Below are 26,174 nucleotides of genomic sequence, written 5' to 3'. Positions count from 1 at the left end.
CTGTCAGTTTCCCTGCAGAAAGCCTAGCACCGCCGAATACGGCACATCCCTGGCGATAAAGGACTGCCCGATGCCCCGGGTCAGGATGAAGGTCAGCGCGCCGCGCGAGACTTTCTTGTCCTGGACGATATATTCCATCAGCTTTTCGGCAGGCGGCAGCGCGCCGGGTATTTGCGAAATCGCCACCGGCAAGCCGGCTTCCCTCAGATGCGCTTCTACACGGACAGCGTTATCTGGGCTTGCCAGATTCATATGCGCCGAGAAGCGATGCGCCAGCACCATGCCGATAGACACGGCCTCGCCATGGACTAGGCGGCTGGAATCATAGCCCGTGGCGGTCTCGAGCGCGTGGCCGAAGGTGTGGCCAAGATTGAGCAGTGCCCGGTCGCCGGTTTCCCGCTCGTCGCGTGCGACCACATCCGCCTTGGCGCGGCAGGAGATGGCGATGGCCTCGGCGCGCTCGGGGCCGCCCGCGAATATTTTTTCCCGGTTTTTCTCCAGCCAGGCGAAGAAATCCGGCCGGTCGATCAGCCCGTATTTGACGACCTCCGCATAACCGGCGCGGAATTCGCGCGGGCTCAGCGTGTCGAGCGTGTCCGTATCGGCGAGCACCAATTGCGGCTGATAGAAGACGCCGACGAGATTCTTGCCATGGACGGTATTGATGCCGGTCTTGCCGCCGACCGAAGAATCCACCTGCGCCAGCAGCGATGTCGGCATCTGGATGAAACCCATGCCGCGCCGCACGATACCGGCGACGAATCCCGCGAGATCGCCGATGACCCCGCCGCCGAGCGCGATCACCACGTCGCCGCGCTCCAGCCTTGCCGCCAGAACCGCATTCGTCACCGCCTCTAAAGTGGCGAAGCCCTTCGATTTTTCGCCCGGCGCGACAACCACCGGCGTTGCCGTAATGCCCGCGCCCTCGAGGCTCTTCGTAAGCGCGTCGAGATAATGACCTGCGACATTTTCATCGGTAACGATAGCCGCCCGCACACCCTTCATGCGCCGGGAAATTTCCTCGGCCGCCCGCGCAATGAGACCTGACCCGATCAGGATGTCATAGGAACGGTCGCCAAGGGAAACCGGCACGGTGGTGATTTCAGCGTTCATGACGCGGTACTTTCGGTTGCGGCCTCTCCGGAGAGGCCCAGATAACGTGACAGCGCGTCGATCACTTCCTGCGCAATCACTTCCTTTTTTTCCTCGCGGGAGATGACCGTAAGATCGGCCAGGGCATAGACCGGATAGCGCTCGGCCATCAGCCTTTCCATGACGCCGCGCGGATTCGCGTTTTTAAGCAATGGCCGGTTCTGCCGCCGCGACACGCGCTCCATCAGGATATCAAGATCGGCTTTGAGCCAGACGGAAATGCCATAGGCGGCAATGGCCTCGCGCGTCAGCGCATTCATATAGGCGCCGCCGCCCGTCGCCAACACCATCGGTCCGGCTTCGAGCAGGCGCTGGATTACCCGCCGCTCCAGATTGCGGAACTCCGGCTCGCCATAGGCTTCGAACAGCTCCGGAACCGTCATCCGCGACACGGCTTCGATCTCATTGTCCGCATCGTGAAAGGGCAGCGCCAGCAGGCTCGCCAGCTTCTTGCCGACGGTGGATTTCCCCGCGCCCATCAGCCCGACGAGCACGACCGGACGCGTGCCGAGCCGCTCCCGGATAGCGGCGGCCTCGATCTGGTTCGGCTCGTGATCGTCATTCATGCTCATGGGGAGCGTTTCCACATGAAAATGCGCGGTTTGTAAAGCATATGGTGTCAATATCCGCATGGTCTCGAAAAGTTGCAGACTTTTCGGACAAGATCATGAGCAGCTAGAAACCGCGCTTCTTGCATTCATGTCCTTAGCGCAGCATAAAGACTGGCCATGCCGACCCTGACGCGTCTTCTTCTCTCGCTGGCTCTCGTCGCCCTGCTCATCTATGGCGGGATGCTGGCGCTCGTCACTTTCGTCGAACCCGCCACCGGCGAGATGTCCATCCGCATTCCGCCTGAAAAACTCGCTCCAAAAACCGGTACGCTGGAAAAACCGGCTGGATCGTCATGAAATCAGCCGCGGCAATCGAAAATTTTCTGGAAATGATGAGTGCGGAGCGCGGAGCGGCGGAAAACACGCTTCTTTCCTATGCCCGCGATCTCGAAACCGTCGCCGAATTCACGGCCGCGCGGGGCGTGCAGCTACCTCACGCCACGCCTGATGACATCCGCGCCTATCTGAATGAAATGGCGACGCTAGGCTTTGCCGCGTCGTCGCAGGCGCGGCGGCTTTCCGCGTTGAAGCAATTCTTCCGCTTCCTCTATTCGGAAGGCTTGCGGCAGGACGACCCGACCGGCGTGCTCGACGCGCCGAAGAAAGAGCGTCCGTTGCCGAAGATCATGAGCGAGGATGCCGTGGGCCGCCTGCTCGACCGGGCGAAGCTGGAGGCGGACGATCCAGTAGCCGCCCCGGGCGGGGATATCCTGCGCGCCACCCGACTCCATGCTCTGATCGAGACGCTCTATGCCACGGGAATGCGTGTTTCCGAACTCGTCGGTCTGCCTGTCAGCGTCGCCCGCTCGGATCATCGTTTTCTGCTGGTGCGCGGAAAAGGTGCCAAGGAGCGCATGGTGCCGCTATCCCTGAAAGCGCGTGAAGCGATGACGCGCTACCTTACCCTGCGCGACGCGATGCCTGGCAGCGATGAGAACCCATGGCTATTTCCGGCCTTCTCCGAGAGCGGCCATCTGGCGCGACAGGTCTTTGCGCGGGAACTGAAATCGCTCGCCGCGCGCGCCGGTATCTCGGCCGCCGCAATTTCGCCCCATGTGCTGCGCCATGCTTTTGCCAGCCATCTTCTACAGAACGGAGCGGATTTGCGCGCTGTCCAGCAATTGCTCGGCCATTCCGATATTTCCACCACGCAAATCTATACTCATGTACTGGAGGAAAGGCTGCATCAGCTGGTGAGTTCGCATCACCCGCTTGCCGATTGAGCCTCGTGCCGCTATGAGAAACGCGGTTTGCGGGCTCCGATCGCCTTCCGAGGCGTTATTGCACGCATAAAAAGGATAGCCGTCGAGGAAATATCCTCATAGACCCAGCATGTTTGCGCGTACAAATAGTCAGGCCATATGCACAATTACCTCGATTTCGAAAAACCCGTCGCCGACCTCGAAGGTCAGATCCTCGAGCTGAAGAAGCTTTCGCAGGAAAGCGGCAGCGTCGAGATGGGCGACGAAATCGCCCGCCTGGAAAAGCGCTCCGCCGACGCGCTGAGGGATCTCTATCGCAAGCTGACGCCCTGGCAGAAGGCGCAGATCGCACGCCACCCGGACCGTCCACACTGCCTCGACTATGTCAAAAGGCTGTTCACCGAATTCACGCCCCTCGCCGGCGACCGCAAATTCGCCGAGGATGAGGCGATTCAGGCCGGCTTTGCCCGCTTTCGGGGCGAAGCGGTGGCCATTATCGGCCTCGAAAAAGGCGCTGACACCAAATCGCGCCTAAAACACAATTTCGGCTCGGCCCGCCCGGAAGGTTATCGCAAGGCCGTCCGCATCATGGAACTGGCCGACCGCTTTGGCCTGCCCGTGGTGACGCTGGTGGATACGGCGGGCGCCTACCCCGGCGTCAGCGCCGAGGAGCGCGGCCAGGCGGAGGCGATTGCCCGCTCCACCGCCGCTTGCCTCAACCTCACCGTTCCCATGGTTTCCGTCATCATCGGCGAAGGCGGCTCCGGCGGCGCCATCGCCATTGCCGCCGCGAACAAGGTCTACATGCTCGAGCACTCTATCTATTCGGTGATTTCTCCGGAAGGCGCGGCCTCGATCCTGTGGCACGACTCGACGCGCGCCAAGGATGCTGCGACCTCCATGCGGATCACCGCGCAGGATCTTTATGAACTGAAAATCATCGACGGCATCATCCCCGAGCCGGTGGGCGGCGCCCATCGCGGCAAGGAAGCGGCCATCGACGCCACCGGCGATACAATCGCGGCAGCGCTGACATCCATGGCTGATGTGGATGGCGAAACGCTGAAGAAGGAGCGGCGCGCGAAATATCTGGCCATGGGGCGCAATATTTAAGGCCGGGCTGCGTTCGCCATAAAAGCGCCGTTTCGCTGAGTTGACAAAATCCTGCGACCGATGACATCACTGTGATCGGTGGGTTGCCCTTGCTTGGTAAGGATTCGTCAACGGTACCGAAAGGTTTTCCTGTTAGTACGTCCTAAAGCATTTCGGCAGCCAGGCGGACGCTTGGCTTGCTGAGTGCGGCTGAACAAGGGGCAGAAAGACCGCTTGAGGGGCGAAAAGAGGGACATGAAGCTCAAATATACGATTATTGCTTCACTCATGGCGTCGGTGGTGCTTGTCGGCTGCCAGGGAAAATCCCTTGAAGATATCTCGCCCAAAGCGGAAAAGCCTCTGCCGCAGAAGATCGTAATGAAGATGAAGGCGAAGGGGATGACCACCACCTCGCCGATCATGCTGCGAATCTTCAAGGAAGAAGGCCAGCTCGAGGTCTGGAAGCGCAAGGACAACGGGCGCTACGATCTCATTGCCTCCTACGACATCTGCAAATGGTCGGGCAAGCTCGGGCCCAAGTTCATCGAGGGCGACCGTCAGGCGCCCGAGGGGTTCTATTATGTGCGCCCGGCGCAGATGAACCCGAGATCAAGCTATTATCTCGCCTTCAATATCGGCTTTCCCAACACCTATGACCGCGTTAATGGTCGCACCGGCCAGCATTTGATGGTGCATGGCGCATGCTCCTCGTCGGGCTGCTATTCCATGACGGACGAGCAGGTGTCCGAGATTTACGCCTTCGCGCGCGACGCTTTCCGGGGCGGCCAGACAGCGTTCCAGATCCAGGCTTTTCCCTTCCGCATGACGGCGGCCAATATGGCGCGCTACCGCAATGACCCGAACTATCCCTTCTGGAAGATGCTGAAGGAAGGCTACGATCTGTTTGAGGTCAACAAGGTGCCGCCGAAGGTCGATGTCTGCGAGAAGCGCTATGTCTTCAACAACACCGCCATCGGCCCCGAAGGCATCGCGCCAGATGCGGCCTGCCCCCCGGTCGGTCAGCCCGACGCGGCGCGCATGTCCTATATAAGCTACCAGAAGACTTTCGAGACCGCCTTTTCGGCGGCGCAGAGCAGTTCCAACAAGAAGGATCCGGCCCCGTCGATTGCCGGGCCGGAAGAAGCGAAGCTCGTTTCCGCCTGGAGCGCCGCTCGGGCGCGGGGCGAAAAGGTCTCCCGCGAGCCGCCTTCGCTGACCCCAGCCTCCAAGGAAAAGCCGGGTGCGCCCGATACCGCCGCGCAACCGGTAATGCTCGCCAAGACGCCGGTCCCTGCCGCCGCGCCGGCGACTGCAATCGCCGCCACGACACCGCAGCCCGCCACCCCTTCGCCGGCGGCGACGGTCACGGCTGAGGCTGCTCCCGTCGCAACGCCTCCGGTTCCTCAGCCCGTTCCGGCGGAGCGCACGGTGAATGTCGTTACGCCCGCTGGCCTCCCTGCCGGCACCGCCACCGCTCCGGCACCGGAGGCCGTGCAATCGGCTGAAGCTGCGCCGGAGAAGAAGTCCTGGTGGAAATTCGGCCGTTGATATCCTGATGGCCGGAGAAGACGATTTCGTCGAGATTTACGATCTGAGGGGGCTGAACTGTCCCCTCCCCGTCCTGAAAACGCAACGCAAATTACGCGATATCCCGTCAGGGGCAAGACTCTGGGTCGAAACCAGTGATCCCCTGGCGGCAATCGATATACCGCATTTCTGCGCTGAAAACGGCCACGAACTGATCGAGACCGTTTCCCTCGAAAACGGCCACCGCTTCCTTATTCGCAAGCGAGCCGATCAGCCCTTCGCCGAATAGCCCGGAATTGCCAGCGGATTGTCTGTCAGCGCGGCACGGTCAGGCATATCGACCTGCGGGCGACTCAAGAACGCATCGAACAATTGCCGGACATAAGTTTCCGGCAAATCCTTGGTGATCATCACCAGCCGCGTCTCATGCTTTCCGTCCGGCCATGCGGCAAGCCGCGCTGGCGGATGGAATATCTGCTGCACGCCGTGGATAACGAGCGGACGCTCCGGATCTTCCGCAATCTCGATGATGCCCTTGACCCGCAGCAGCTTTTCGCCATGGGCGGAGCGCAGAAGATCGATAAACATCTCGAACGCTGAGAACGGCACCGGCTTGTCATGCTTCAGCGAGAAGGAGCGGATCGACGCATCATGCCGGTTCACGTCGTGATGATGGTGATGATGATCGTGCTCGTGGTGGTCGTGATGATCGTGCCCATCATGGTGATGGTGATGCACATGTTCGAAGGCTTCGGGCCGCAGCCAGCGTTGCACATCCGCGCTTTTCGTCTCCGGATTATAGAGCCCGCATTCGAACAGCGCCGCGTAACCGGCGCGCTGGTCGCTCGCCTCGATTACGTCCGCCGCTGGGTTGAGACAGGAGAGGCGGAGCCGCAGGTCGCCCAGCCCTGCCCTCGCCTCGGCAAGATCGGTCTTGGTGACGACGATCCGGTCCGCGACCGCGGCCTGCTTCACCGCCTCCTCATGCGCATCGAGTGTCGCCATGCCGTTGACCGCATCGACTGTCGTGATGACGCCATCCACCCGGAAAGCCTGCATCAGCACCGGGTGCCCCATCACCGCATGGAGCACAGGGGCCGGATCGGCGAGACCGGTCGTTTCGATGATCACGCGCTTCAGCCGCTTGATTCGCCCGGTTTGAAGCCTGTCGATCAGGCCCGCAAGCGTATCGACCAGTTCGCCGCGCACGGTGCAGCACAGGCAGCCATCGGAAAGTTCGATAATGCCTTCGCTCGCCTGTTCCACCAGCAGATGGTCGATGCCGACATCGCCGAATTCATTGATGATGACAGCCGTATCGCTCAAGGCCGAATCCTTCAGGAGCCGGTTCAGCAGCGTCGTCTTGCCCGAGCCGAGAAAGCCTGTGAGCACCGACACGGGAATGGGGTTAATGGGATGGTTCATCAATCAGCCGCCCTGGTTCGTCGCGGCCTGCGCCGCGCGCGGAATATAATTCGGCCTCGGCTGCGGCACCGGAACCTGCGAAATGTCGATCACGCCGGGCTTGGCCTTGGGCGGAGACGAGACGAGACCGACCGAAACCGCCTTGGGCTCGCCGGCCATGGCATGAAGATAGGGTGAGTCCAGCTTGAGCTTGCCCTCGATATCGCGTCCGTCCCAGCGATCGGCAAGGGCCTGTTGGTTGCAAAGCGCCGCGCGCATGTCGGTCGCCTGCGCCACGTCAGCGCCATAAGGCCGCAGCGTCGCCAGCGTTTCCGCGCCCCCCTCGTCCGACTGGAAGCCCTGCGCCAGAAGCTGCGCCGCCTTGATCGCCCGCGCCTCCTGGCTGGGCGAGCCGAGCACCACGGCCAGCAACGTGCGTCCATTGCGGGTGGCGGTAGCGGCGAGGTTGAAGCCCGAGGCGCAGACGAAGCCCGTCTTCATGCCATCCGCACCATCGAACCGGCCAAGCAGGATGTTGTAGTTCGCCTGCACCTTCTTGCCCGCACCCGGATCGATCGCTTCGGTAGCGAAATAATGGGCATATTGCGGAAATTCATGCCGGATATGGGCCACGAGCACCGCTAGATCGCGCGCCGTCGAATAATTGTTGGGGTCCTGCAACCCGTTCGGATTGGTGAAATGCGTGCCGAACATGCCAAGCCGCTGCGCTTCGGCATTCATCCTCTGTACAAATCCAGCCTCCGTACCGCCGATGGCCTCGCCCACCGCGACGGCCACGTCATTGGCCGATTTGACCAGCATGATCGTCAGCGCCGTATCGAGCGTCATCACCGAGCCGGGCTTATACCCCATCTTGCTCGGCGGCTCCTTGGAGGCGTTGACCGTCATGCGGACGGGGGAATTCAGCGTCACCTGCCCTTGAGCCAGCGCCCGGAAGGTCACATAGGCGGTCATCAGCTTCGTCAGCGAGGCCGGATACCAGCGCGCAAAAGCGTTTTCATGCGCCAGCACCTTGCCGTTGTTGATATCGACGAGGATGGATGGCGTGGCAATCACGGGCGCGACAGGGCTGGCCGGAGTGGCGGGCTGCGCGGAAGCAGCCGAAGTTCCCGCTGCAAGCGTGACGGCCATCACGGAGACGGCCAGAAATCTCGATATTTCGCGCGCGCCTTTAAAAGTCCGAACCATTCAAGCCTGCTCCTCGCCTGCGGGTGGGGGATGTCATGAGCCATTGAGGGCTTCACGTCAGGAAACAATGGGCCTATTTATTCCATGTGGCGGAGAAAAGGCAAAGAACCATTGTTCCTCTTCACCGAAACCTCATGATCTTGTTCCAGCCGGAGTGCCAGTAAATGCCATTGTTGAACCGCGCCGTCGAAATGCAGGAGGAAGTGTCGGGCTGGCGTCGCCATCTGCACCAGAACCCCGAACTGCTCTACGATGTGTACGAAACGGCCCGGTTCGTCGCCGAAAAGCTTGGGGCATTCGGCTGCGACGAAGTGGCGTCAGGCATAGGTCGCACCGGCGTTGTCGGCCTCATCCGCGGACGGCATGGCGATGGCCCCACCATCGGCCTGCGATCCGACATGGATGCCCTGCCGATCACAGAGACCTCGGGCAGGCCCTGGACCTCGAAAAATCAAGGCCGCGCCCATTCCTGCGGCCATGACGGGCATATGGCGATGTTGCTCGGCGCGGCGCAGTATCTTTGCGAAACGCGCAATTTCAAAGGCTCCGTCGCGGTGATCTTCCAGCCGGCGGAAGAAGGCGGCGCGGGCGGCCTCGCCATGGTGAAGGACGGCATGATGGACCGTTTCGGCATCGAATCGGTTTATGGCATGCACAATATGCCGGGCCTGCCCGTCGGCTCCTTCGCGATCCGCAAGGGCCCGATCATGGCGGCGACCGATGAGTTCACCATCCGCATCAAGGGCCGCGGCGGCCATGCGGCCCAGCCCCACCGCACCATAGATCCCATCGTCGCGGGATCGCAGCTCGTCACCTTCCTGCAAGGCATCGTCTCGCGCGGCGCCGACCCGCTCGATTCGCTGGTATTGACCGTGACGAAGTTTCACGCCGGCGAGGCCTATAACGTCATTCCCGAGACGGCGGAACTCGCCGGTACGGTGCGCACCTTGAAGCCCGAAACGCGCGACTTCGCGGAAAGCCGCATCAAAGCCTACGCTTCCGCCATCGCCTCGGCGACGGGCGCTGAGATCGCGGTGGACTATCACCGCAACTATCCCGTCACCTTCAACCATGACGACGAGACCGACATCGCAGCAGATATCGCACGAAACGTCGCAGGCGAAGCCCAGGTCAACGCCTCGGTCGCGCCCATGATGGCGGCGGAGGATTTCGCCTATATGCTGGAAGCCCGCCCCGGCGCGTACATCTTCATCGGCAATGGCGATACCTCCGGCCTTCATCATCCCGCCTATGATTTCAACGACGACGCCCTCCCCTATGGCATCAGCTACTGGGTAGCGCTGGCGGAAGCGGCGCGCTGAATGCAGGTGCCTTCCGGGCTTGGCTTGGGGCGCAAAAAACAGTATGTGTCGCTTATGCGTTTGTGCGACCGTGTTTTCGCGGCGCATGAATGCAAAAACGAAAAGAGTGGTCCCGTAGCTCAGTAGGATAGAGCATCAGATTCCTAATCTGAGGGTCACAGGTTCGAATCCTGTCGGGATCACCACTTCGCTCCTCTATTGTGACAATTCACCGGCCCGACCGACCGCTCCGCCATCCGCTGAACGGGTCCGGCTAGTCTCGGCCAGCTTTACGCGCCGGCGTCATAGCCCGTTTAAGGAACGCGATTAAGCTTGGTGCCTATCTGATATTCAAACGGGTATTACCTATGAAGGTCTCGTTCCTTTGCGCAGCGGTTCTGACTCTTGTGTCTGTATCGACAGGTGCGCTTGCTCAGGATTTCACGAAGGCGGAGCTCCTTGGTGAACTTATATTGCCCACGGGCCTGAAAATAGCCGGTGTCGAGTTCGGCGGGATTTCCGGGCTCGATTACGACAGAACCAATAATCTCTACTATGCGATTTCCGATGACCGTTCGGAGAAAGCGCCGGCGCGCTTCTACACGCTGAAAGTCGCGCTGAATAGCGAAGGCATTCATGGCATAGATATTGTCACCGCCACCACGCTTCTGAATGCGGCGGGGCACCCTTTCGCCGCCAAGGATGTTGATCCGGAATCGATCCGCTTCAATTCCGCGACAAACACCATCTACTGGACCAGCGAAGGCGACCAGAAGGGCACTCCCGCAATCCGTGAATCGCGCCTCGACGGAACTCTGTTGCGCGAATTCAAGCTCCCGGACACTTACCTTCCCAACGAGGATAAGACGCGCGGCATTCGGAACAATCTGTCATTCGAGAGCCTGACCATCTCATCGGATGGAAAGACCTTGCTGGTTGGAACGGAGAATGCGCTGGTTCAGGACGGCGGTATGGCGACGCTGAGCGAAGGTTCCCGCGCACGCATCATTGCCTTTGACATTTCATCCGGAGAGGTAAAGGCAGAATATGCTTACGATACCGGTCCAGTATTTGCCCAGGCGACGCAGGTGCCTTTCTGGAATGATAACGGCTTGTCGGAATTCGCTGCCTGGGGCGATGACCTTTTGACGGTCGAGCGATCCTATGCGCACGGTGTCGGGAATGCGATCAACTTGTACCGGGTGCGTTTTGACAACGCTACTAACATTATGAATACCGGCTTCCTAAAGTCGGTTTCGCTTGTTCCCGTTAAAAAGGAACCCGTTCTTCATCTAGGCGAAGGCGACTTCGGTCTCGACATCGACAATATCGAAGCGGTTACGTGGGGCCCGGTCATTGGAAACCGCAAAATCATACTCATCGCCTCGGACAATAACTTCAGTTCCGCACAGCGCACCCAGTTCGCTGTCTTTCTGCTGGGTGAGTGAGAGCCGGCCCGAAAGGCGTCGCCTTGCTGCGATAATGAATTCATATCAATATCATTGCATTATTGTCTTCTGAGGCCTCCCTCCCTTCGTATCATTTGCATGACGAAACCTCCTCGCGTAAGGATATTGTTCAAGAACCGGGGAACAATGAACGGCTGCGTCTTCCAAGGGACGCGTTGATTTCAGCCTGCCGGAACAACACTTTATAGGACGCTAAAACAGGGAGATTTTCATGCGTTCGATTATCATGGCGCTTCTCGCCGCCACCGCTCTTGCAACCCCAGCCCTGGCCAAGGACGTGACCGTTGCCGTCACGGCTATCGTCGAGCATCCGGCGCTCGACGCCACGCGCGACGGCGTGAAGGAAGCGTTGGCCGAGGCCGGCTTCAAGGAAGGCGAGAACCTTAAATTCGTCTATCAGTCCGCGCAGGGAAATGCCGGCACCGCCGCGCAGATCGCCCGCCAGTTCGTCGGCGACAATCCGGATGTGATCGTGCCGATCTCGACGCCTTCGGCGCAGGCCGTGGTTTCCGCGACGCGCGACATCCCCGTGGTCTTCACCGCCGTTTCCGATCCGCTCGGCGCGCAACTCGTCAAGAACATGGAAAAGCCCGGCGGCAACGTCACCGGCCTCTCCGACATGTCGCCGGTCGCCGACCATGTGGGCCTGATCAAGGAAATCCTGCCCAAGGTCAAGACCATCGGTTTCCTCTACAATCCCGGCGAAACCAACTCCGTCTCGCTGCTCGCCGCGCTGAAGGAAGCAGCCGAAAAGGCCGGCATCACCGTGGTTGAATCCGCCGCCACCAAGTCCGCCGATGTGCAGGGCGCGGCGCGCGCGCTCGTCGGCCGCGCCGACATCATCTATGTGCCGACCGACAACACCATCGTTTCAGCGCTGGAAAGCGCGGTTGCGGTCGCCGAGGAAAACAAGCTCCCGCTCTTCACTGCCGATACGGACTCCGTCAATCGTGGTTCGTTCGCCGCGCTGGGCTTCAACTATCACGATGTCGGCAAACAGACCGGTGCGATCGTGGTCAAGGTCCTGAACGGCGAGAAGCCGGGCGATATCCCGGTCACAATTGCCAAGGGCACGGATCTGGTCATCAACCTCGTCGCCGCCAAGAAGATGGGCGTGGAGGTTCCGCAAGCCGTGATCGACCGCGCGACCAAGGTCATTAAGTAAGTTCTGGACTTTTCCACGATAATTGACCAATGAACCGGCGGCGGACCTTCCGCCGCCGGTTCTTGATAATAAAGGGTAGCTTCGGGCGCGGGTCCGGCTCCCTGTTTTCATAAGAAACCGCTCCGATGGAACATGTTTTGAAGGATCGTTCACAGTGAGCCAGATCGCCTTTTGGGGTGCGGTCGAGCTGGGCCTCGTCTTTTCCTTTGTCGCGGTGGGCGTATACCTCGCCTTTCGCGTGCTCGATTTTCCCGATTTGACCGTCGATGGCACGTTCCCGCTCGGTGCGGCAGTGACTGCCGTTCTCATCATCGCTGGGGTCAATCCTTGGCTCGCCGCGGGCGCGGCTATGCTGGCGGGTGCTGCTGGCGGGCTTGTCACCGCCGCTTTGAACCTCCGCTTCCATATTCTCAATCTGCTGGCCTCGATCCTCACCATGACCGCGCTGTTCTCGGTCAACATTCGCGTGATGGGCCGGCCGAATGTGGCGCTGATCAATCAGGATACGATGATTTCGCCCTTCTATGGGCTGGGACTGCCCGATTATTACGTGCGTCCACTCTTTCTTGCCGTGCTTGTCGCCATCATGGTTCTGCTGGTCTGGCGCTTCCTCGAAAGCGACATTGGCCTCGCCATGCGTGCCACCGGCGCCAACCCGCGTATGGCCCGTGCGCAAGGCGTGAAGACTGATCGCCAGATCTATCTCGGCATGGCGCTTTCCAATGCGCTTGTCGCACTCGGCGGCTCGCTCTTCGCCCAGACCAACGGCTTCGCCGATGTTACCGCCGGCGTCGGCACCATTGTCGTCGGCCTTGCCGCCGTCATCATCGGCGAGACGCTGTTCCGCAGCCGCCTGCTGCTCATCGCGATCCTCGGCTGCGTCGGCGGCTCGATCATCTACCGCATCGCCATCCAGTTCGCGCTGTCGAGCGATTCCCTCGGCCTCCAGGCATCCGACCTCAATCTCGTCACTGCCGTCCTCGTCACCATCGCTCTTGTCTTGCCGCGCCTGCGCCGTGGAGGAGCCGCAAAATGATCGAACTCTCCAAACTTGGCGTCACCTTCGCACGCGGCACGCCGCTGCAGAAGCAGGCTCTGTCAGGCATCAACCTCACCATCGACGAAGGCGCATTCGTCACCGTCATCGGCTCGAATGGCGCCGGCAAATCCACCCTGCTCGGCGTGCTGGCCGGCGACGTACTGCCGACCGAAGGCAAGGTCCTCATTGGCGGCAAGGATGTGACGCGCAAGCCTACGGCGGACCGTGCCGCCCTCGTCGCACGCGTCTTCCAGGACCCGCTGGCGGGCAGCTGCGGCGCGCTCACCATTGAGGAAAACCTCGCGCTCGCCGCTGTCCGTGGCAAGACGCGGGGCCTCTCCCCTGCCCTCGGCAAACACCGCCGCGACCATTTTCGCGAGCGGGTCGCCGCACTCAATCTCGGGCTCGAAAACCGGATGCAGGACCGCATGGAACTGCTCTCCGGGGGCCAGCGCCAAGCCCTGTCGCTCGTCATGGCGACGCTTTCCGGCTCGGAAGTATTGCTTCTCGATGAGCACACGGCGGCGCTCGACCCGGGCATGGCCGAATATGTCATGGAACTCACCCAGTCGCTGGTGAACGAAAACAAGCTAACCACGCTGATGGTGACCCATTCGATGCGCCAGGCGCTCGACTTCGGCACCCGCACCATCATGCTTCACGGCGGCAACATCGTGCTCGATGTCACCGGCGACAACCGCAAAACCCTGGGCGTCGAAGACCTCATCGAAATGTTCCGCCGCGTTCGCGGCCAGAATCTGGACGACGACGAATTGCTGATTGGGTGATCGGCAGATTTTTGAGATGCCGATTTTAGCGCCGATGGTATAAGCCGGAACCATGGCGCAGAAAAAATCCCATGAAGTCGATAGCTTTCTGAAAAGCCCGAGCCGGACGTCGTTCGCGGTGCTGCTGTTTTACGGCCCAGACAAAGGGCTCGTCAGCGAACGCGCCGCCGTCTTCGCCAGTTCGACAGGCCTGCCTCTCGACGACCCATTCGCCGTGATTCGGCTTGAGGCCGATGACATCGACGCCGATCCTGCCCGGCTGGCGGATGAAGCGCGAACTATCTCCATGCTCGGTGGTGAGCGGCTGATCTGGGTGCGCAATGCGGCCGGCCAGAAAGGACTGGCCGAGGCCGTCAAGATTCTCGCAACCGAGCCTCCAACCGACACCCGCATTCTCATCGAAGCCGGCGACCTCAAGAAAGGCGTCGGCCTGCGAACCATTGTCGAAGGCGCCTCCTCAGCCATGGCGCTCCCCTGCTACAGCGATGATTCGCGTGGCGTAGATGCCGTCATCGATGACGTGCTCTCCCGCGAAAAAATGCAGATCACGCTCGAGGCCCGCCAGCTGCTGCGCGACAGCCTCGGCGGCGACCGCCTAGCCACGCGTGGCGAACTGGAGAAGCTGTGCCTCTATGCCCACGGCCGGGAGCGGATAAATATCGATGATGTACGCGAGGCGGTCGGCGATGTCAGCGCCCTATCCAATGACGAAATCGCCGACGCCATTCTGATCGGCGATATCTCCCGGTTCAGCACCGCTTTCGACCGGGTCGTCAAATCCGGCTCGCCCCCCTTCCTCATCCTCAACACCGCCATGCGGCAATTCCAGCAGATCCAGCTGCTACGCCATGCCATGGAAGCGGAGGGGAAAAACGCCGCTGCGACCGTTGCATCTGCCAAGCCGCCGGTCTTCTTCAACCGCCGCAAGCTCATCGAAACCGCGCTTGCCCGCTGGACTGGCGACCGGCTTTCACGAGCGATGGAACGCCTGCAAAGGACCGTTCTGGAAAGCCGGCAGAATGGAGCGCTCGCCGTGCCGATTATCCGCCAGGTGCTGCTCGCCCTAGCCGTGGAAGCGGCCCGCGCCGGGCGTAGTCAATAAGGCAAAGAGGGTTCGTTCCGGGGGCGAATCGGATCGGGCGTAGTGAGATAGTGAGATAGTGAGATAGTGAGATAGTGAGATAGTGAGATAGTGAGATAGTGAGATAGTGAGATAGTGAGATAGCAAAAAGCATTTCCGGCGCTTGCCGGCAACCTCCACCCACTACCTCACTACTCACTATTCCCTACTCACTAATTCTGCAATCTCCGGCAGACCTCGTCGAGCTGTTCCAGCGAGCTATAACGGATACGCACTTCGCCACCCTTTTCCTTGTGATTGATGGCGATCTTCATTCCCATCACGTCGGAGAGAAGCTTTTCGAGGGCCTTGGTGTCGGCGTCCTTTTCGGCCTGCGTTCTCTCCACCTTCTGCACGCCATCAATTTTCCCCTGGGCTTGCGCCTGCGCCAAGGCTTCCGCCTGACGAACCGAGAGCCCCTCGCGGACAATCTTCTCAGCCAGCTCCGCCGGATTGTCAGCGGTAATCAGCGTACGGGCATGACCAGCCGAGAGCGAACCATCGGTGATCATGTCCTGCACGCTCTGCGGCAGTTTCAAGAGCCGAAGCGTGTTTGCCACATGGCTGCGGCTCTTGCCGATGACATTCGCCAGATCGGCCTGCGTATAACCATGGTTCTCGATCAGCTGCTGGTAGCCCGCCGCCTCTTCAACCGGGTTCAGGTCGGAGCGCTGCACGTTCTCGATGATGGCAAGTTCCAGCGCCGTGCGGTCATCCACATCGCGCAGGATAACCGGTAGCTTGGTCAGCCCCGCCTTCTGCGCGGCGCGCCAGCGACGCTCACCGGCGATCAGTTCATAATAACGGTCCGGCTGGGTCGGAGACGGTCGTACGACGACAGGCTGCACAACGCCATGCTCGCGGATCGATTGCGCAAGATCCTCCAGTTCCGCTTCGGTGAACGTGCGCCGCGGATTGCGCGGATTGCGAACGATGAACTCGATCGGAATGTGCCGCTCATATTGAGGAGCGGCGACGACCTTGCTCTCCACCGGGCGATCCATTTCGCCGATCAATGCCGCCAGCCCACGGCCAAGACGTTTCTTTGAAGGATCCTCGTTCATCTGAAGCAACTCACTTTGTTACGTATTCGAATCGATCTGTTTCAAGCTGCGTCCGACGCTAGGCAGCCCTCAGTTGCCGCTCCCGCTGGATCACTTCCGATGCGAGCTGGAGATAGGCTTGGCTCCCCGCGCATTTGAGATCGTAAAGGATCGCCGGCTTGCCATGCGAGGGCGCTTCGGAGACACGCACATTGCGCGGGATGACGGTGCGATAAACCTTCTCACCCATGAAGGAGCGCACATCATCCACCACCTGTGCGGCGAGATTATTGCGGCTGTCGAACATGGTGAGCACGATTCCCTGGATCGACAATTCCGGATTGAGCGAATTGCGCACCTGGTTGACCGTTTCCAGCAGCTGGCTCAAACCCTCCAGCGCGAAGAACTCGCATTGCAGCGGCACCAGCACGGAGTCAGCTGCCGCCATGGCGTTGAGCGTCAGCAGATTGAGCGACGGCGGGCAATCCACGAGGATATAGCTGTACATCTCCCGGACATGCGAATCGAAACGCAGCGCGTCGCGCAAACGGCGCGTGCGATCCGGCGCCTGCGCTATTTCCATCTCGATGCCGAGCAGATCGAGCGTCGAGGGGACGATGTGCAAATTTGGCACATCCGTCGCGATTGCCGCCTCCGCCACCGTCGAGGATTGAGTGAGTACGTCATAAGACGAATAATCGCGATTGCGGCGATCGATGCCGAGGCCGGTGCTGGCATTGCCCTGCGGATCGAGATCGACGATCAGCACCATCTCGCCTATGGCGGCAAGCGCGGTCGCCAGATTGATGGCCGTCGTGGTCTTACCCACACCACCCTTCTGGTTGGCAATCGTTATGATACGGGTTTCGTTCGTCATCGCTGTCACCCCGGCTTCTGCCTTACGCTTTCGGAACCGACAGGCTAACTGTCCGGCTGTCCGTATGGCCAATTCTTCGCACATTGCTGATCTGAAGAATGACCGATCCGTTTTCGATGGCACTTGGATGTTCTATCAGATCATAATCCCAAGCGTCACGGCTTTCCTCAATTTCCCGGGCGTATCCCCGGCCTTTTTGAAAGAGTGCGGTTGCGCCCGCGACGAGCCACGGTTCTGCCAAAGCCAGAAGTTCCTTCAACGAAGCGAGCGCTCGCGCCGTGACGATGTCTGGAACGGCAATCTTCCCGGGTACAGCTTCGATGCGCTCGGCATGAACACGGCCAGGCGCCTTTGCCTCCGCAATGGCCGTGCGCAGAAACGCCGCCTTCTTGCCATTACTCTCCACCAGATCGATAGAGGCCCCTTCCCGCTCCTTCAACAGGATCGCTAGCACCACGCCGGGAAAGCCTCCACCGGAACCGAGATCGAGCCACTTCTTCGCCTTGGGAGCTAAAGAGAAAAGCTGCGCGCTGTCGAGAATGTGCCTTTCCCAAAGTTCCGGCAGTGTCGACGGCGCGGCGAGATTGATGGCGGAAGACCATTTCCGAAACAGCGCCTCGAATGTTTCCAGTGATTCCGCTGTTTCACGTGAAACAACCGGAACGAGACTCCGCAGAGTTGAGAATCGTTCCTCGTTCACGCGACGCCCCTTTCTTCCGCAGCCAGTTCTGACTGCTTCCCCTGACGGCGTACTTGCGTGATGATCAGCGCAAGGGCGGCTGGTGTCATACCCTCGATACGCTGCGCTTCTGCTATCGACTTCGGCATCCTCTGACGAAGCTTCTGCTTCAATTCATTAGACAGCCCGGGAACCCCATCGAACGAGAGCCCCGCCGGAATGAGAAGCTGTTCCTCCCGCTCCATGACGGCAATATCCGCCTGCTGCCGCTCGAGATAGACCGCATACTGCGCCTCGACTTCAAGGGCCTCTGTCGTCGCTCGGTCGAAGGATTGAAGCTCCGGCCAGATATGCCCAAGCCGACCAAGACCGATATCGGGATAGGCGAGCAGATCATAAGCACTGCGACGTATGCCGTCCTGATTGAGGTTCAAACCATGCTTTGCCGCCATATTTGGCGTAAGCGATAGCGCCTTCGTAAGATCGCGCGCCGCATCAAGCTTTGCCTGCCGCTCAGAAAAGCGTGCGCGGCGAGCTGCACCCAGAATGCCTAGCCGATCTGCCACCAGGGTCAAGCGCTGGTCCGCATTATCGGCTCGCAGCGAAAGCCGGAACTCGGCACGGGAAGTAAACATGCGGTACGGCTCGCTTACACCTCTCGAAGTGAGATCATCAACCATCACGCCAATATAGGCTTCAGTGCGCAACAAAACCGTGGGCTCTGCGCCGCTCGCCCGTCGTGCCGCATTGAGCCCTGCCAGTAAACCTTGCGCCGCCGCTTCTTCATAGCCCGTCGTTCCATTGATCTGCCCGGCCAGGAAAAGCCCGCGAACCTTCCGCGTCTCCAGGCTACGTTCAAGCTCCCGCGGATCGATAAAATCATATTCGATGGCATAACCGGGCTGCAGCATCGTCGATCGTTCCAGACCCGGAATGGTCTTCAACAAAGCGAGCTGCACTTCTTCCGGCAGAGAGGTGGAAATGCCGTTTGGATAGACGGTATCCTCATCCAGCCCTTCCGGCTCAAGGAAAATCTGGTGGCCATCGCGGTCGCCGAATTTGACGATCTTGTCTTCGACCGATGGGCAATAACGCGGCCCCACTCCTTCGATCGATCCGGAGTACATCGCCGAGCGATGCAGATTCTCCCGGATAATGGCATGCGTCTCGGGGGTTGTGCGCGTAATACCGCAATCGATCTGCGGTGTCGTGATCCTGTCCGTCATCAGTGAAAAGGGTACCGGCTCGTCATCCGGCTTCTGCATATCGAGACCGGCCCAATCGATGGTCCGCCCATCGAGACGCGGCGGCGTGCCTGTCTTCAACCGCCCAAGCGCAAATCCAAATGCCTGCAGCGTGTCGGAAAGACCGAGTGCCGGCTTTTCACCCATGCGCCCGGCAGGAATCTTTTTCTCCCCAATATGGATCAATCCACGCAGGAACGTGCCAGAAGTCAGCACCACCGCTCCCGCCTGGAGCATCCGACCGTCCATCAGCTTGACGCCCGCGACAGCGCCTTCCTCGATGATCAGATCGTTTACACCGCCTTCGATGACGGTGAGATTCTCCTGCGCCCGAATCGCCTCCTGCATGGCAAGCCGATAAAGCTTGCGGTCCGCCTGAGTGCGCGGGCCGCGCACCGCAGGTCCCTTCCGGCGATTGAGAAGACGAAACTGAATGCCGGACGCATCGGCGACCCGGCCCATCAGCCCGTCGAGCGCATCGATCTCGCGAACCAGATGCCCCTTCCCCAACCCGCCGATAGCAGGATTGCAGGACATGACTCCAATCGTATCGAACCGATGGGTAACAAGCGCCGTGCGCGCGCCAAGACGAGCAGAAGCAGCAGCAGCCTCGCAGCCGGCATGCCCGCCTCCGACAATGATTACATCGAATATCTGTGTCATGCCTGATCTCTACCGTATTCCCTCATAAAGCGGAATCGATTTTTTGATGGCGAACGTAGAGTTGACTGGTGGAACCGTCGGGTATCGGGGAGAGAGAAGGGCTCCTCGCCTACAGACATATTTGCGAGTCAAGCTTGGTTTGAAGATTCCACAGGATGTTTCACGTGAAACATAGATCGCTGGTCGGAATCAAATCGCCTCCAGACAATTTCCAACCATTAAATAGAAGCAATTTGCTTATTCTTTATCGTTGCGGTCACTTCACCGTGGAGGAATGGATCCCAGTGCTTGTCACTGGGATCCATTCCTCCACCCCTTCCAAGACAACAACGATTCCAAAATCGAATCCAGGCAATTCTGTCGTCAACGCATAATCCCGATAGTCGTCATGTGAATGCGGGTAAGCAAGGCAAAAGGAGCCAAGTCAGGGCAACGGGCTACAATCGCATATGTTTCACGTGAATCCATCAAGGATTAGATCACCAATGGATCCTCGGCGAGAACAGCTTACCCATGTTTCACGTGAATCATTTCCCGATGCAAAACTGGGAAAAGATCACGTCGAGGATATCCTCTACATCCACGTCGCCCGTAATCCGCCCAAGCGCCTGCGTTGCGCGCCTAAGATTCTCAGCGCGCAGTTCAAGCGGTAGATCGTTTCGTCGCACGGCTTCGGCTATCTCGGCGCGGGTGATGCTGAGCAACTCGATATGTCTCCGCCTGGATGGAATCACATCGCCGATATCGCCCGCTTTTGCTTGCGCGAATTGGCTGATCGCGGTGAGGAGGTAATCCAGCCCCGCACCAGACCGGGCCGAAATTCGATAGTCCCAGATGCTTTCATTACTGGTACCCGGCAAATCCAATTTGTTGCCGATCCGCCATAGATCGCCACTTAGTTCAGCTAGCGCTACCGGTTCCGGCTGGCTCATATCTTCCAGCAACAGGACAAGGTCGGCAGACGCAGCGCGGGCGCGGGCGCGTTCGATGCCGATCTTTTCGACGGCCCCGTTGGTCTCGCGTATTCCTGCAGTATCAGTTACGAACACCGGAATTCCGTCGATGTCCAGCTTCACCTCAAGGAGATCGCGTGTCGTGCCCGCCTCCTCGGATATGATGGCGACATCGCGGCCGGCGAGTTGGTTGAGCAGGCTGGACTTGCCTGCATTCGGTGCGCCGACTATCGCCACATGCAAACCGTCACGAAAGATTTCGCCTCTCTTGCCATCGGCGAAGTGCCGGTCGATCCTGTCCGCCAGAAGCTCCATGCCCTGCCAGACTTGCAGGGATACCGAGCCGGGAACGTCGGACTCATCAGCAAAATCGAGTTCGGCCTCAATCAGCGCCCTCGCCTGCAGCAGCTCCTGTCGCCATTCCATATAGAGGTCGCGCTGTGCTCCCGACGCGGCTTGCAGGGCGAGACGACGCTGCCCCTCGGTTTCCGCCGCAATCAGGTCCGCCAGTCCTTCGGCGACAGTCAAATCCATTTTGCCATTGGCGAAGGCCCGGCGCGTGAATTCGCCCGGCTCGGCCATCCGGCAATTCTTGAAGCTGGAGAGTTCCAGCAGGAAGCGATCGACAACCGCGGCGCCTCCATGGAGATGGAATTCTACGCAATCCTCACCTGTAAAGCTATTCGGCCCAGGAAAAAAGAGGAGAAGCCCGCGATCCAGCAACTCGCGTTTCGAATAGAAAGCGCGATAGGTGGCTTTCCTTGCTTCCGGTAACGCTCCCGAAATTGTTTCGATCACGAATCGAACATCCGGACCCGATAGACGGATCACCGCCACACCGGATGGCATCCGGCCGCTGGAAAGCGCAAAAATCGTATCGCGAAAAATCGGCTGCATAGCTGTCGCCATTATTTGTTGCGTTAGCGAATCGAGTACGGAAACCTTAGAGCGTTTCATACTTGGACGGAACCAACTGTGCGCCCCTTCACCCCCGTGGTTCGAGGCTTGGCTCACGCTCGCACCTCACTATGAGGGTGAAGAGGTTGCAACGCCGCAGAGCCCTCATCCTGAGGTGCGTAGTGGACCCTGGGCTTGTCGAAGGCGGAACGAAGCCTCGAAGGGCGAGGGCGCTTGGCGCTGATTCCATCAAAACAAGAATTGGTCTAGGACATCCGCCGCTGGTCTCGATTTTCCTGTCAGATACGAGAAAGCCCGCAGCTGAACATGCCGCGGGCTCCTCATCTTCATCCAATCCAATTGATGACTCAGGTATTCATCGAGTCGAAGAACTCGCCATTGGTCTTCGTCTGCTTGAGCTTGTCGATGAGGAACTCGATTGCGTCGGTCGTTCCCATTGGCGCGAGGATGCGGCGCAGCACGAAAATCTTCTGGAGATCCTGGCGCTGGACGAGCAGGTCTTCCTTACGCGTGCCGGATTTGAGAATGTCCATCGCCGGGAAGATGCGCTTGTCGGCCACCTTGCGGTCGAGCACGATTTCCGAATTGCCCGTGCCCTTGAACTCTTCGAAGATCACTTCGTCCATGCGGCTGCCGGTATCGATCAGCGCCGTCGCGATAATGGTGAGCGAGCCGCCTTCTTCGATATTGCGCGCGGCGCCGAAGAAGCGCTTCGGTCGCTGCAGCGCGTTGGCATCGACACCGCCTGTCAGCACCTTGCCCGAGGACGGAACCACCGTGTTATAGGCGCGGCCAAGACGCGTGATCGAATCGAGCAGGATAACCACATCACGGCCGTGCTCGACCAGACGCTTCGCCTTTTCGATGACCATTTCCGCCACTTGGACATGGCGCGAGGCCGGCTCATCAAAGGTCGAGGACACCACCTCGCCTTTCACGGAACGCTGCATGTCGGTAACTTCTTCCGGGCGCTCATCGATCAGGAGCACGATCAGATAGCATTCGGGATGATTGGCGGTAATTGAATGCGCTATGTTCTGAAGAAGAACGGTCTTACCGGTGCGCGGCGGCGCAACGATCAGCCCGCGCTGGCCCTTGCCGAGCGGCGCGACAAGATCGATGACGCGCGGCGACAGATCCTTGCCGGTCGGGTTCTCGAGTTCCATCTTGAACCGTTCATCAGGATAAAGCGGCGTCAGATTGTCAAAATGGATCTTGTGACGGATTTTCTCCGGATCTTCGAAATTGATCGTGTTGACCTTGAGAAGCGCGAAATAGCGCTCGCCTTCCTTGGGTCCGCGAATCGGTCCCTCGACCGTATCGCCGGTCTTGAGGGAAAACCGCCGGATTTGCGACGGAGAAATATAGATATCGTCAGGGCCGGGTAAATAATTGGCGTTGGCGGAACGCAGGAAGCCGAAGCCGTCCTGCAGCACTTCGACGACACCTTCGCCTATAATCTCCACATCCTGCGAAGCCAGCTTCTTCAGGATGGCGAACATCAACTCCTGCTTGCGCATGACACTGGCATTTTCGACTTCCAGCGTCTCGGCGAAAGCCAGAAGGTCGACCGGCGTTTTACTTTTTAATTCTTGTAGTTTCATTTCCTGCATAGGTGCGAGGCTCATTTAAGTGGGAAAAAAGAGAAGGGCAGTTGTTCGGAAGGAGTGGCCATGGAGGTCATGGCCGGCATCGACAGTCTGCATTTCCATAGGGAGGGACCTATCCATACCCTTTTGTGCGAGAGGGGACAAGTGGCAAGTTTGGCTCTTATTGGATTTCGCAACGAAGTATAACCACTTTTCGTTGCATGGAATGAGATAAACAAAACTTGAATAAGCGGTTCCCAAGGTAGGTTAGACGGGAACCGCTGCGATGTAAGACGTCAGAACGGCTTCACGATCACCAGAATCACGATGATGATCATCAGCACGGTCGGTACTTCGTTCATCAGGCGCCAGAAATTGGCCGATTTCGTATTTTTGTCTGCAGCAAAGAGTCGAACCGCCTTGGAAAAATAACCGTGAACGCCGGATAGAATCACCACCGCCAGCAGCTTGGCGTGGAGCCAGCCGCCTGTGAAATCGAAAATCTTCCACGCCATCCATAGCCCCATGATCCAGGTGATGATCATGGCGGGATTGATGATGAAGCGCAGGAGCCGCTGCTCCATTATCTTGAAGGTTTCCGACTGCACCGAGCCCGGTTCCGCAGCTGAGTGGTAGACGAACAGGCGCGGCAGATAGAGCATTCCGGCCATCCACGAGATGACGGCGATGACGTGAATGGCCTTGATCCAAGGATAGGCCGTGCCCGGATTCACGTGAAACATCAGGAGCAGTCCCAGGGCGACGATGACGATGGCGACAATGGCGCGCACCGCTGCCCGCCCGCCCGAGGTTGCCGAATTTCCGCTCGAAGCTTTGCTCATGTCCCTGCCCTCACCCGTTCTATCATGCGTTCCACATGGCTGACCGGCGCTTCCGGCGTGATCCCATGCCCGAGATTGAACACCAGCGGCCCGTTGCCCAGCTTTTCGAGAATCTCGTCGACGCCCTCGTCCAGCGCCGCCCCGCCGGCGACAAGCCGTAGGGGATCGAGATTGCCCTGCACGGCTCCCTGCCCTTGCAGCCCGGCAGCAAACGACAGGGGCACCGTCCAGTCAAGCCCGAGCGCATTGACGGCGGTCTTTTCGCGATAAGAGGCATAAAGCGCCCCCGCCCCCTTGGGAAAGCCGATGATCAGCGCATCGGGATGCACGGCGCGGACTTGTCCCACGATCCGCGCCACCGGCTTCACGCAGAATTCCTCGAAGCAGCGCTCGTCCAGCACACCGGACCATGAATCGAAAATCTGCACCGCATCGGCGCCCGCATCGATCTGCCGGATCAGATAATCCGCCGAGACATCGGCGAGGTCGTCGAGCAGTTTCCGGAAAGCCTCCGGGTGCCTGTAAGCGAACAGCCGCGCCGGCGCCTGGTCGGGCGTGCCATGACCGGCGATCATATAGGTCGCTACTGTCCAGGGCGCGCCGCAGAAGCCGAGCAGGGTCGTCTCCTGTGGGAGTTCCGCCCGCAGCCGCCGCACCGTCTCATAGACCGGCTCCAGCCGTTCCGCGACACCATCAGTTTCAAGCCGTGCGATTTCATCTGCCCCTATCGGGCTCATCAACGGCCCGCGCCCTTCTTCAAAGCGCAAATCGCGGCCGAGCGCATGGGGCACCACCAGAATATCGGAGAACAGGATCGCCGCGTCGAAGCCGAACCGGCGAATGGGCTGCAGGGTCACTTCCACGGCAAGGTCGGGGGAGTAACAGAGGTCGAGGAAACTTCCCGTCTGTTTCCGCGTTTCCCGATACTCCGGCAGATAACGGCCCGCCTGCCGCATCATCCAGATCGGTGGCGGAAAAATCGTCTCTCCGCGGATTACCTTCACTACCTTGCGTGCCATCATCCCGTCCTCAAGGCTGATTTCCCCAGCCCTTTTCAAAAAAGAAATTCTGAATTTTGGATTCTTCTGATTCTTAGAGTCTGTTTGTTCCGTGGATTAGCAGAATCCGGGTTTTTCCCCACAGGAAGCGCATTCAGTTGAAAGCCGTGGGATTAAATCACCGATGCCGGCACAAAAAGCAATGACAACGGGATTCCCTGAATGGAGTCAGAAGCTTGGCTGAGGCCCTCATTTCCGTCTTCCTGTGGACAGCTTGCGGATAACAAAAGCGAAGCGAGCCTTGCATTGATCGATTCACACATGCCCCGGAGACTTGCCCACAAGCCTCCTCGCTGTGGATGACTTGCCAACTTCCCCCAGGGCTGCCATCCCTGTGTCCGCAAACCCGCGTCTTACCCACAGTCTTCAACAGGGGTGGCAGAAAACTGGTGACGAAACCGCTTTCCTACTTCCATCTTCATCTGATTTCGGATGCGACCGGAGAGACTCTCCTGGCGGCGGGGCGCGCGGCGGCGGCGCAATATGCCAATGCGCGGGCGATCGAGCACATCTATCCGCTGATCCGCACGGAGAAGCAGCTGCGCAAGGTCTTGGCCGATATCGACGCGGAGCCGGGCATTGTCCTTTATACGGTGGTCGACCAGAAGCTCGCCCGCATCGTCGATGAAAGCTGTGCCGCCATGGGTGTGCCCTCGGTCTCGGTTCTGGAGCCGGTGCTCACCACTTTCCAGTCTTATCTCGGCGCCCCGGCCCATCGCCGCGCCAGCGCGCAGCATGTGCTGAACGCCGATTATTTCCGCCGTATCGACGCGCTCAATTTCACGATGGAACACGATGATGGGCAATTACCCTCAGATATCAATGAGGCGGATGTCATCCTCATCGGCATTTCACGCACGTCGAAGACGCCGACCAGCATTTACCTCGCCAATCGCGGCGTGAAGACGGCCAATATCCCGATCGTCCCGGGCATTCCGATCCCTGAGGTGCTGCTATCGGCAACGAAGCCATTGATTGTCGGCCTGGTCGCGACCGCCGAGCGTATTTCGCAAATCCGCCAGAACCGGGTGCTGGGCGCTTCACCCGGATATGATGTGGAAATCTACACCGATCGCGCCAATATTGCCGAGGAGCTTGCCTATGCCCGCGGCATCTGCGCGCGCCATGGCTGGCCGATGATCGATGTCACGCGCCGCTCCATCGAGGAAACGGCGGCCGCGATTCTTGCCCTTCGCCCGCGAGGCCGGTAACCAGAACCCTTGGAGATA

24 protein-coding genes and 1 tRNA gene are annotated in these 26,174 nt (G+C 59.5%); 13 read left to right on the top strand and 12 right to left on the bottom strand.

All coding sequences use genetic code 11. The features are described from left to right. Window positions 1-3: 3 nt before the first annotated feature. Together aroB and IEX53_RS09230 are read right to left on the bottom strand one after the other, a co-directional pair. Window positions 4-1,113, bottom strand: coding sequence for a 3-dehydroquinate synthase (gene aroB / locus IEX53_RS09235; RefSeq protein WP_188823696.1), 1,110 nt, complete (start codon window positions 1,111-1,113; stop codon window positions 4-6). Further along, entirely contained in the window at window positions 1,110-1,718 is a 609-nt protein-coding gene (locus tag IEX53_RS09230) for a shikimate kinase (protein ID WP_373288619.1), read from the bottom strand. Before IEX53_RS09230 ends, aroB begins: the two co-directional genes overlap by 4 nt. Window positions 1,719-1,880: 162 nt before the next feature. Between IEX53_RS09230 and IEX53_RS09225 the strand changes: the two genes are divergently transcribed. From IEX53_RS09225 to IEX53_RS09205, 5 genes are all read left to right on the top strand, one after another. Then, entirely contained in the window at window positions 1,881-2,060 is a 180-nt protein-coding gene (locus tag IEX53_RS09225; RefSeq protein ID WP_188823692.1) for a histidine kinase, read from the top strand. Continuing rightward, window positions 2,057-2,986, top strand: a complete 930-nt coding sequence (gene xerD / locus IEX53_RS09220; RefSeq protein ID WP_188823690.1) for a site-specific tyrosine recombinase XerD — start codon at window positions 2,057-2,059, stop codon at window positions 2,984-2,986. The genes IEX53_RS09225 and xerD overlap by 4 nt, the downstream gene beginning before the upstream one ends. A gap of 138 nt (window positions 2,987-3,124) precedes the next feature. After that, window positions 3,125-4,078 (top strand): acetyl-CoA carboxylase carboxyltransferase subunit alpha, encoded by a 954-nt coding sequence (locus tag IEX53_RS09215; protein WP_188823688.1) that lies wholly within the window; start codon window positions 3,125-3,127, stop codon window positions 4,076-4,078. A gap of 234 nt (window positions 4,079-4,312) precedes the next feature. Further along, entirely contained in the window at window positions 4,313-5,605 is a 1,293-nt protein-coding gene (locus IEX53_RS09210; RefSeq protein WP_188823686.1) for a L,D-transpeptidase family protein, read from the top strand. A 7-nt stretch (window positions 5,606-5,612) separates the two neighbouring features. Further along, on the top strand, window positions 5,613-5,873 hold the full coding sequence (locus IEX53_RS09205) for a sulfurtransferase TusA family protein (RefSeq protein ID WP_188823684.1): 261 nt from the start codon (window positions 5,613-5,615) through the stop codon (window positions 5,871-5,873). On the opposite strand, the gene IEX53_RS09200 is transcribed toward IEX53_RS09205, so the two are convergent. Both IEX53_RS09200 and IEX53_RS09195 read right to left on the bottom strand, forming a co-directional pair. Then, complete coding sequence (locus tag IEX53_RS09200) at window positions 5,855-7,009, bottom strand: CobW family GTP-binding protein (protein ID WP_188823682.1); 1,155 nt, start codon at window positions 7,007-7,009, stop codon at window positions 5,855-5,857. The two genes, IEX53_RS09205 and IEX53_RS09200, sit on opposite strands and share 19 nt — an antisense overlap. Window positions 7,010-7,012: 3 nt before the next feature. After that, the gene (locus IEX53_RS09195) at window positions 7,013-8,140 is read right to left on the bottom strand and encodes a D-alanyl-D-alanine carboxypeptidase family protein (protein WP_373288618.1); all 1,128 of its coding nucleotides are present in this window, start codon (window positions 8,138-8,140) and stop codon (window positions 7,013-7,015) included. A gap of 221 nt (window positions 8,141-8,361) precedes the next feature. On the opposite strand from IEX53_RS09195, the gene IEX53_RS09190 reads away from it, so the two are divergent. The 7 genes from IEX53_RS09190 to holA all read left to right on the top strand — a co-directional run bounded on the left by IEX53_RS09190 (window position 8,362) and on the right by holA (window position 15,061). After that, window positions 8,362-9,519 (top strand): M20 aminoacylase family protein, encoded by a 1,158-nt coding sequence (locus IEX53_RS09190; RefSeq protein WP_188823678.1) that lies wholly within the window; start codon window positions 8,362-8,364, stop codon window positions 9,517-9,519. Window positions 9,520-9,627: 108 nt separating this feature from the next. Then, window positions 9,628-9,704: transfer RNA gene (locus tag IEX53_RS09185), tRNA-Arg, on the top strand. A 162-nt stretch (window positions 9,705-9,866) separates the two neighbouring features. Next, window positions 9,867-10,946: an esterase-like activity of phytase family protein gene (locus IEX53_RS09180; protein ID WP_188823676.1), complete on the top strand. Its 1,080-nt coding sequence runs from the start codon at window positions 9,867-9,869 to the stop codon at window positions 10,944-10,946. Between the two features lie 232 nt (window positions 10,947-11,178). Continuing rightward, window positions 11,179-12,132: an ABC transporter substrate-binding protein gene (locus IEX53_RS09175; RefSeq protein ID WP_188823674.1), complete on the top strand. Its 954-nt coding sequence runs from the start codon at window positions 11,179-11,181 to the stop codon at window positions 12,130-12,132. Between the two features lie 154 nt (window positions 12,133-12,286). Continuing rightward, window positions 12,287-13,168 (top strand): ABC transporter permease, encoded by an 882-nt coding sequence (locus tag IEX53_RS09170; protein WP_188823672.1) that lies wholly within the window; start codon window positions 12,287-12,289, stop codon window positions 13,166-13,168. Beyond that, on the top strand, window positions 13,165-13,959 hold the full coding sequence (locus tag IEX53_RS09165) for an ABC transporter ATP-binding protein (RefSeq protein WP_188823670.1): 795 nt from the start codon (window positions 13,165-13,167) through the stop codon (window positions 13,957-13,959). Before IEX53_RS09170 ends, IEX53_RS09165 begins: the two co-directional genes overlap by 4 nt. Window positions 13,960-14,011: 52 nt before the next feature. Continuing rightward, window positions 14,012-15,061, top strand: a complete 1,050-nt coding sequence (gene holA / locus IEX53_RS09160; RefSeq protein WP_188823668.1) for a DNA polymerase III subunit delta — start codon at window positions 14,012-14,014, stop codon at window positions 15,059-15,061. Window positions 15,062-15,252: 191 nt separating this feature from the next. On the opposite strand, the gene IEX53_RS09155 is transcribed toward holA, so the two are convergent. The 8 genes from IEX53_RS09155 to hemE all read right to left on the bottom strand — a co-directional run bounded on the left by IEX53_RS09155 (window position 15,253) and on the right by hemE (window position 24,906). After that, window positions 15,253-16,143, bottom strand: coding sequence for a ParB/RepB/Spo0J family partition protein (locus tag IEX53_RS09155; protein WP_188823666.1), 891 nt, complete (start codon window positions 16,141-16,143; stop codon window positions 15,253-15,255). Window positions 16,144-16,201: 58 nt separating this feature from the next. Further along, entirely contained in the window at window positions 16,202-16,999 is a 798-nt protein-coding gene (locus IEX53_RS09150) for a ParA family protein (protein WP_188823664.1), read from the bottom strand. 22 nt (window positions 17,000-17,021) lie between these two features. Then, the gene (gene rsmG / locus IEX53_RS09145; protein WP_188823662.1) at window positions 17,022-17,699 is read right to left on the bottom strand and encodes a 16S rRNA (guanine(527)-N(7))-methyltransferase RsmG; all 678 of its coding nucleotides are present in this window, start codon (window positions 17,697-17,699) and stop codon (window positions 17,022-17,024) included. Next, window positions 17,696-19,585 carry a tRNA uridine-5-carboxymethylaminomethyl(34) synthesis enzyme MnmG gene (mnmG, locus tag IEX53_RS09140; protein WP_188823660.1) on the bottom strand — a complete coding sequence of 630 codons (1,890 nt, stop codon included), beginning with the start codon at window positions 19,583-19,585 and terminating at the stop codon, window positions 17,696-17,698. The genes rsmG and mnmG overlap by 4 nt, the downstream gene beginning before the upstream one ends. 527 nt (window positions 19,586-20,112) lie before the next feature. Next, window positions 20,113-21,435, bottom strand: a complete 1,323-nt coding sequence (gene mnmE, locus IEX53_RS09135) for a tRNA uridine-5-carboxymethylaminomethyl(34) synthesis GTPase MnmE (RefSeq protein ID WP_188823658.1) — start codon at window positions 21,433-21,435, stop codon at window positions 20,113-20,115. A gap of 368 nt (window positions 21,436-21,803) precedes the next feature. Next, on the bottom strand, window positions 21,804-23,069 hold the full coding sequence (gene rho, locus IEX53_RS09130) for a transcription termination factor Rho (RefSeq protein WP_188823656.1): 1,266 nt from the start codon (window positions 23,067-23,069) through the stop codon (window positions 21,804-21,806). A 272-nt stretch (window positions 23,070-23,341) separates the two neighbouring features. Further along, complete coding sequence (hemJ, locus tag IEX53_RS09125; protein ID WP_373288617.1) at window positions 23,342-23,788, bottom strand: protoporphyrinogen oxidase HemJ; 447 nt, start codon at window positions 23,786-23,788, stop codon at window positions 23,342-23,344. Window positions 23,789-23,883: 95 nt separating this feature from the next. After that, window positions 23,884-24,906, bottom strand: coding sequence for a uroporphyrinogen decarboxylase (gene hemE, locus IEX53_RS09120; protein WP_188823993.1), 1,023 nt, complete (start codon window positions 24,904-24,906; stop codon window positions 23,884-23,886). A 428-nt stretch (window positions 24,907-25,334) separates the two neighbouring features. Here hemE and IEX53_RS09115 point away from each other — a divergent pair, with 428 nt between their 5' ends. Then, window positions 25,335-26,156 (top strand): pyruvate, water dikinase regulatory protein, encoded by an 822-nt coding sequence (locus IEX53_RS09115; RefSeq protein ID WP_188823652.1) that lies wholly within the window; start codon window positions 25,335-25,337, stop codon window positions 26,154-26,156. Window positions 26,157-26,174: the final 18 nt, after the last annotated feature.

It is taken from the genome of Paramesorhizobium endophyticum (assembly GCF_014640615.1).
Taxonomy (GTDB): Bacteria; Pseudomonadota; Alphaproteobacteria; order Rhizobiales; family Rhizobiaceae; genus Paramesorhizobium; species Paramesorhizobium endophyticum.
Note: the sequence above shows the minus strand (reverse complement) of the source record. Positions and strands in the feature narration are given on the sequence as shown.

Bases quoted from the DNA above. Each gene is read 5' to 3' on its own strand.
- IEX53_RS09200 (WP_188823682.1), bottom strand. From the start codon at position 7,009: ATGAACCATCCCATTAACCCCATTCCCGTGTCGGTGCTCACAGGCTTT.
- IEX53_RS09155 (WP_188823666.1), bottom strand. From the start codon at position 16,143: ATGAACGAGGATCCTTCAAAGAAACGTCTTGGCCGTGGGCTGGCGGCA.
- holA (WP_188823668.1), top strand. From the start codon at position 14,012: ATGGCGCAGAAAAAATCCCATGAAGTCGATAGCTTTCTGAAAAGCCCG.
- IEX53_RS09205 (WP_188823684.1), top strand. From the start codon at position 5,613: ATGGCCGGAGAAGACGATTTCGTCGAGATTTACGATCTGAGGGGGCTG.
- rho (WP_188823656.1), bottom strand. From the start codon at position 23,069: ATGCAGGAAATGAAACTACAAGAATTAAAAAGTAAAACGCCGGTCGAC.
- IEX53_RS09150 (WP_188823664.1), bottom strand. From the start codon at position 16,999: ATGACGAACGAAACCCGTATCATAACGATTGCCAACCAGAAGGGTGGT.
- hemE (WP_188823993.1), bottom strand. From the start codon at position 24,906: ATGGCACGCAAGGTAGTGAAGGTAATCCGCGGAGAGACGATTTTTCCG.
- IEX53_RS09165 (WP_188823670.1), top strand. From the start codon at position 13,165: ATGATCGAACTCTCCAAACTTGGCGTCACCTTCGCACGCGGCACGCCG.
- IEX53_RS09195 (WP_373288618.1), bottom strand. From the start codon at position 8,140: ATGGCCGTCACGCTTGCAGCGGGAACTTCGGCTGCTTCCGCGCAGCCC.
- mnmG (WP_188823660.1), bottom strand. From the start codon at position 19,585: ATGACACAGATATTCGATGTAATCATTGTCGGAGGCGGGCATGCCGGC.
- IEX53_RS09215 (WP_188823688.1), top strand. From the start codon at position 3,125: ATGCACAATTACCTCGATTTCGAAAAACCCGTCGCCGACCTCGAAGGT.
- IEX53_RS09225 (WP_188823692.1), top strand. From the start codon at position 1,881: ATGCCGACCCTGACGCGTCTTCTTCTCTCGCTGGCTCTCGTCGCCCTG.
- IEX53_RS09180 (WP_188823676.1), top strand. From the start codon at position 9,867: ATGAAGGTCTCGTTCCTTTGCGCAGCGGTTCTGACTCTTGTGTCTGTA.
- IEX53_RS09230 (WP_373288619.1), bottom strand. From the start codon at position 1,718: ATGAATGACGATCACGAGCCGAACCAGATCGAGGCCGCCGCTATCCGG.
- IEX53_RS09190 (WP_188823678.1), top strand. From the start codon at position 8,362: ATGCCATTGTTGAACCGCGCCGTCGAAATGCAGGAGGAAGTGTCGGGC.
- hemJ (WP_373288617.1), bottom strand. From the start codon at position 23,788: ATGTTTCACGTGAATCCGGGCACGGCCTATCCTTGGATCAAGGCCATT.
- xerD (WP_188823690.1), top strand. From the start codon at position 2,057: ATGAAATCAGCCGCGGCAATCGAAAATTTTCTGGAAATGATGAGTGCG.
- mnmE (WP_188823658.1), bottom strand. From the start codon at position 21,435: ATGCAGCCGATTTTTCGCGATACGATTTTTGCGCTTTCCAGCGGCCGG.
- IEX53_RS09210 (WP_188823686.1), top strand. From the start codon at position 4,313: ATGAAGCTCAAATATACGATTATTGCTTCACTCATGGCGTCGGTGGTG.
- IEX53_RS09175 (WP_188823674.1), top strand. From the start codon at position 11,179: ATGCGTTCGATTATCATGGCGCTTCTCGCCGCCACCGCTCTTGCAACC.
- aroB (WP_188823696.1), bottom strand. From the start codon at position 1,113: ATGAACGCTGAAATCACCACCGTGCCGGTTTCCCTTGGCGACCGTTCC.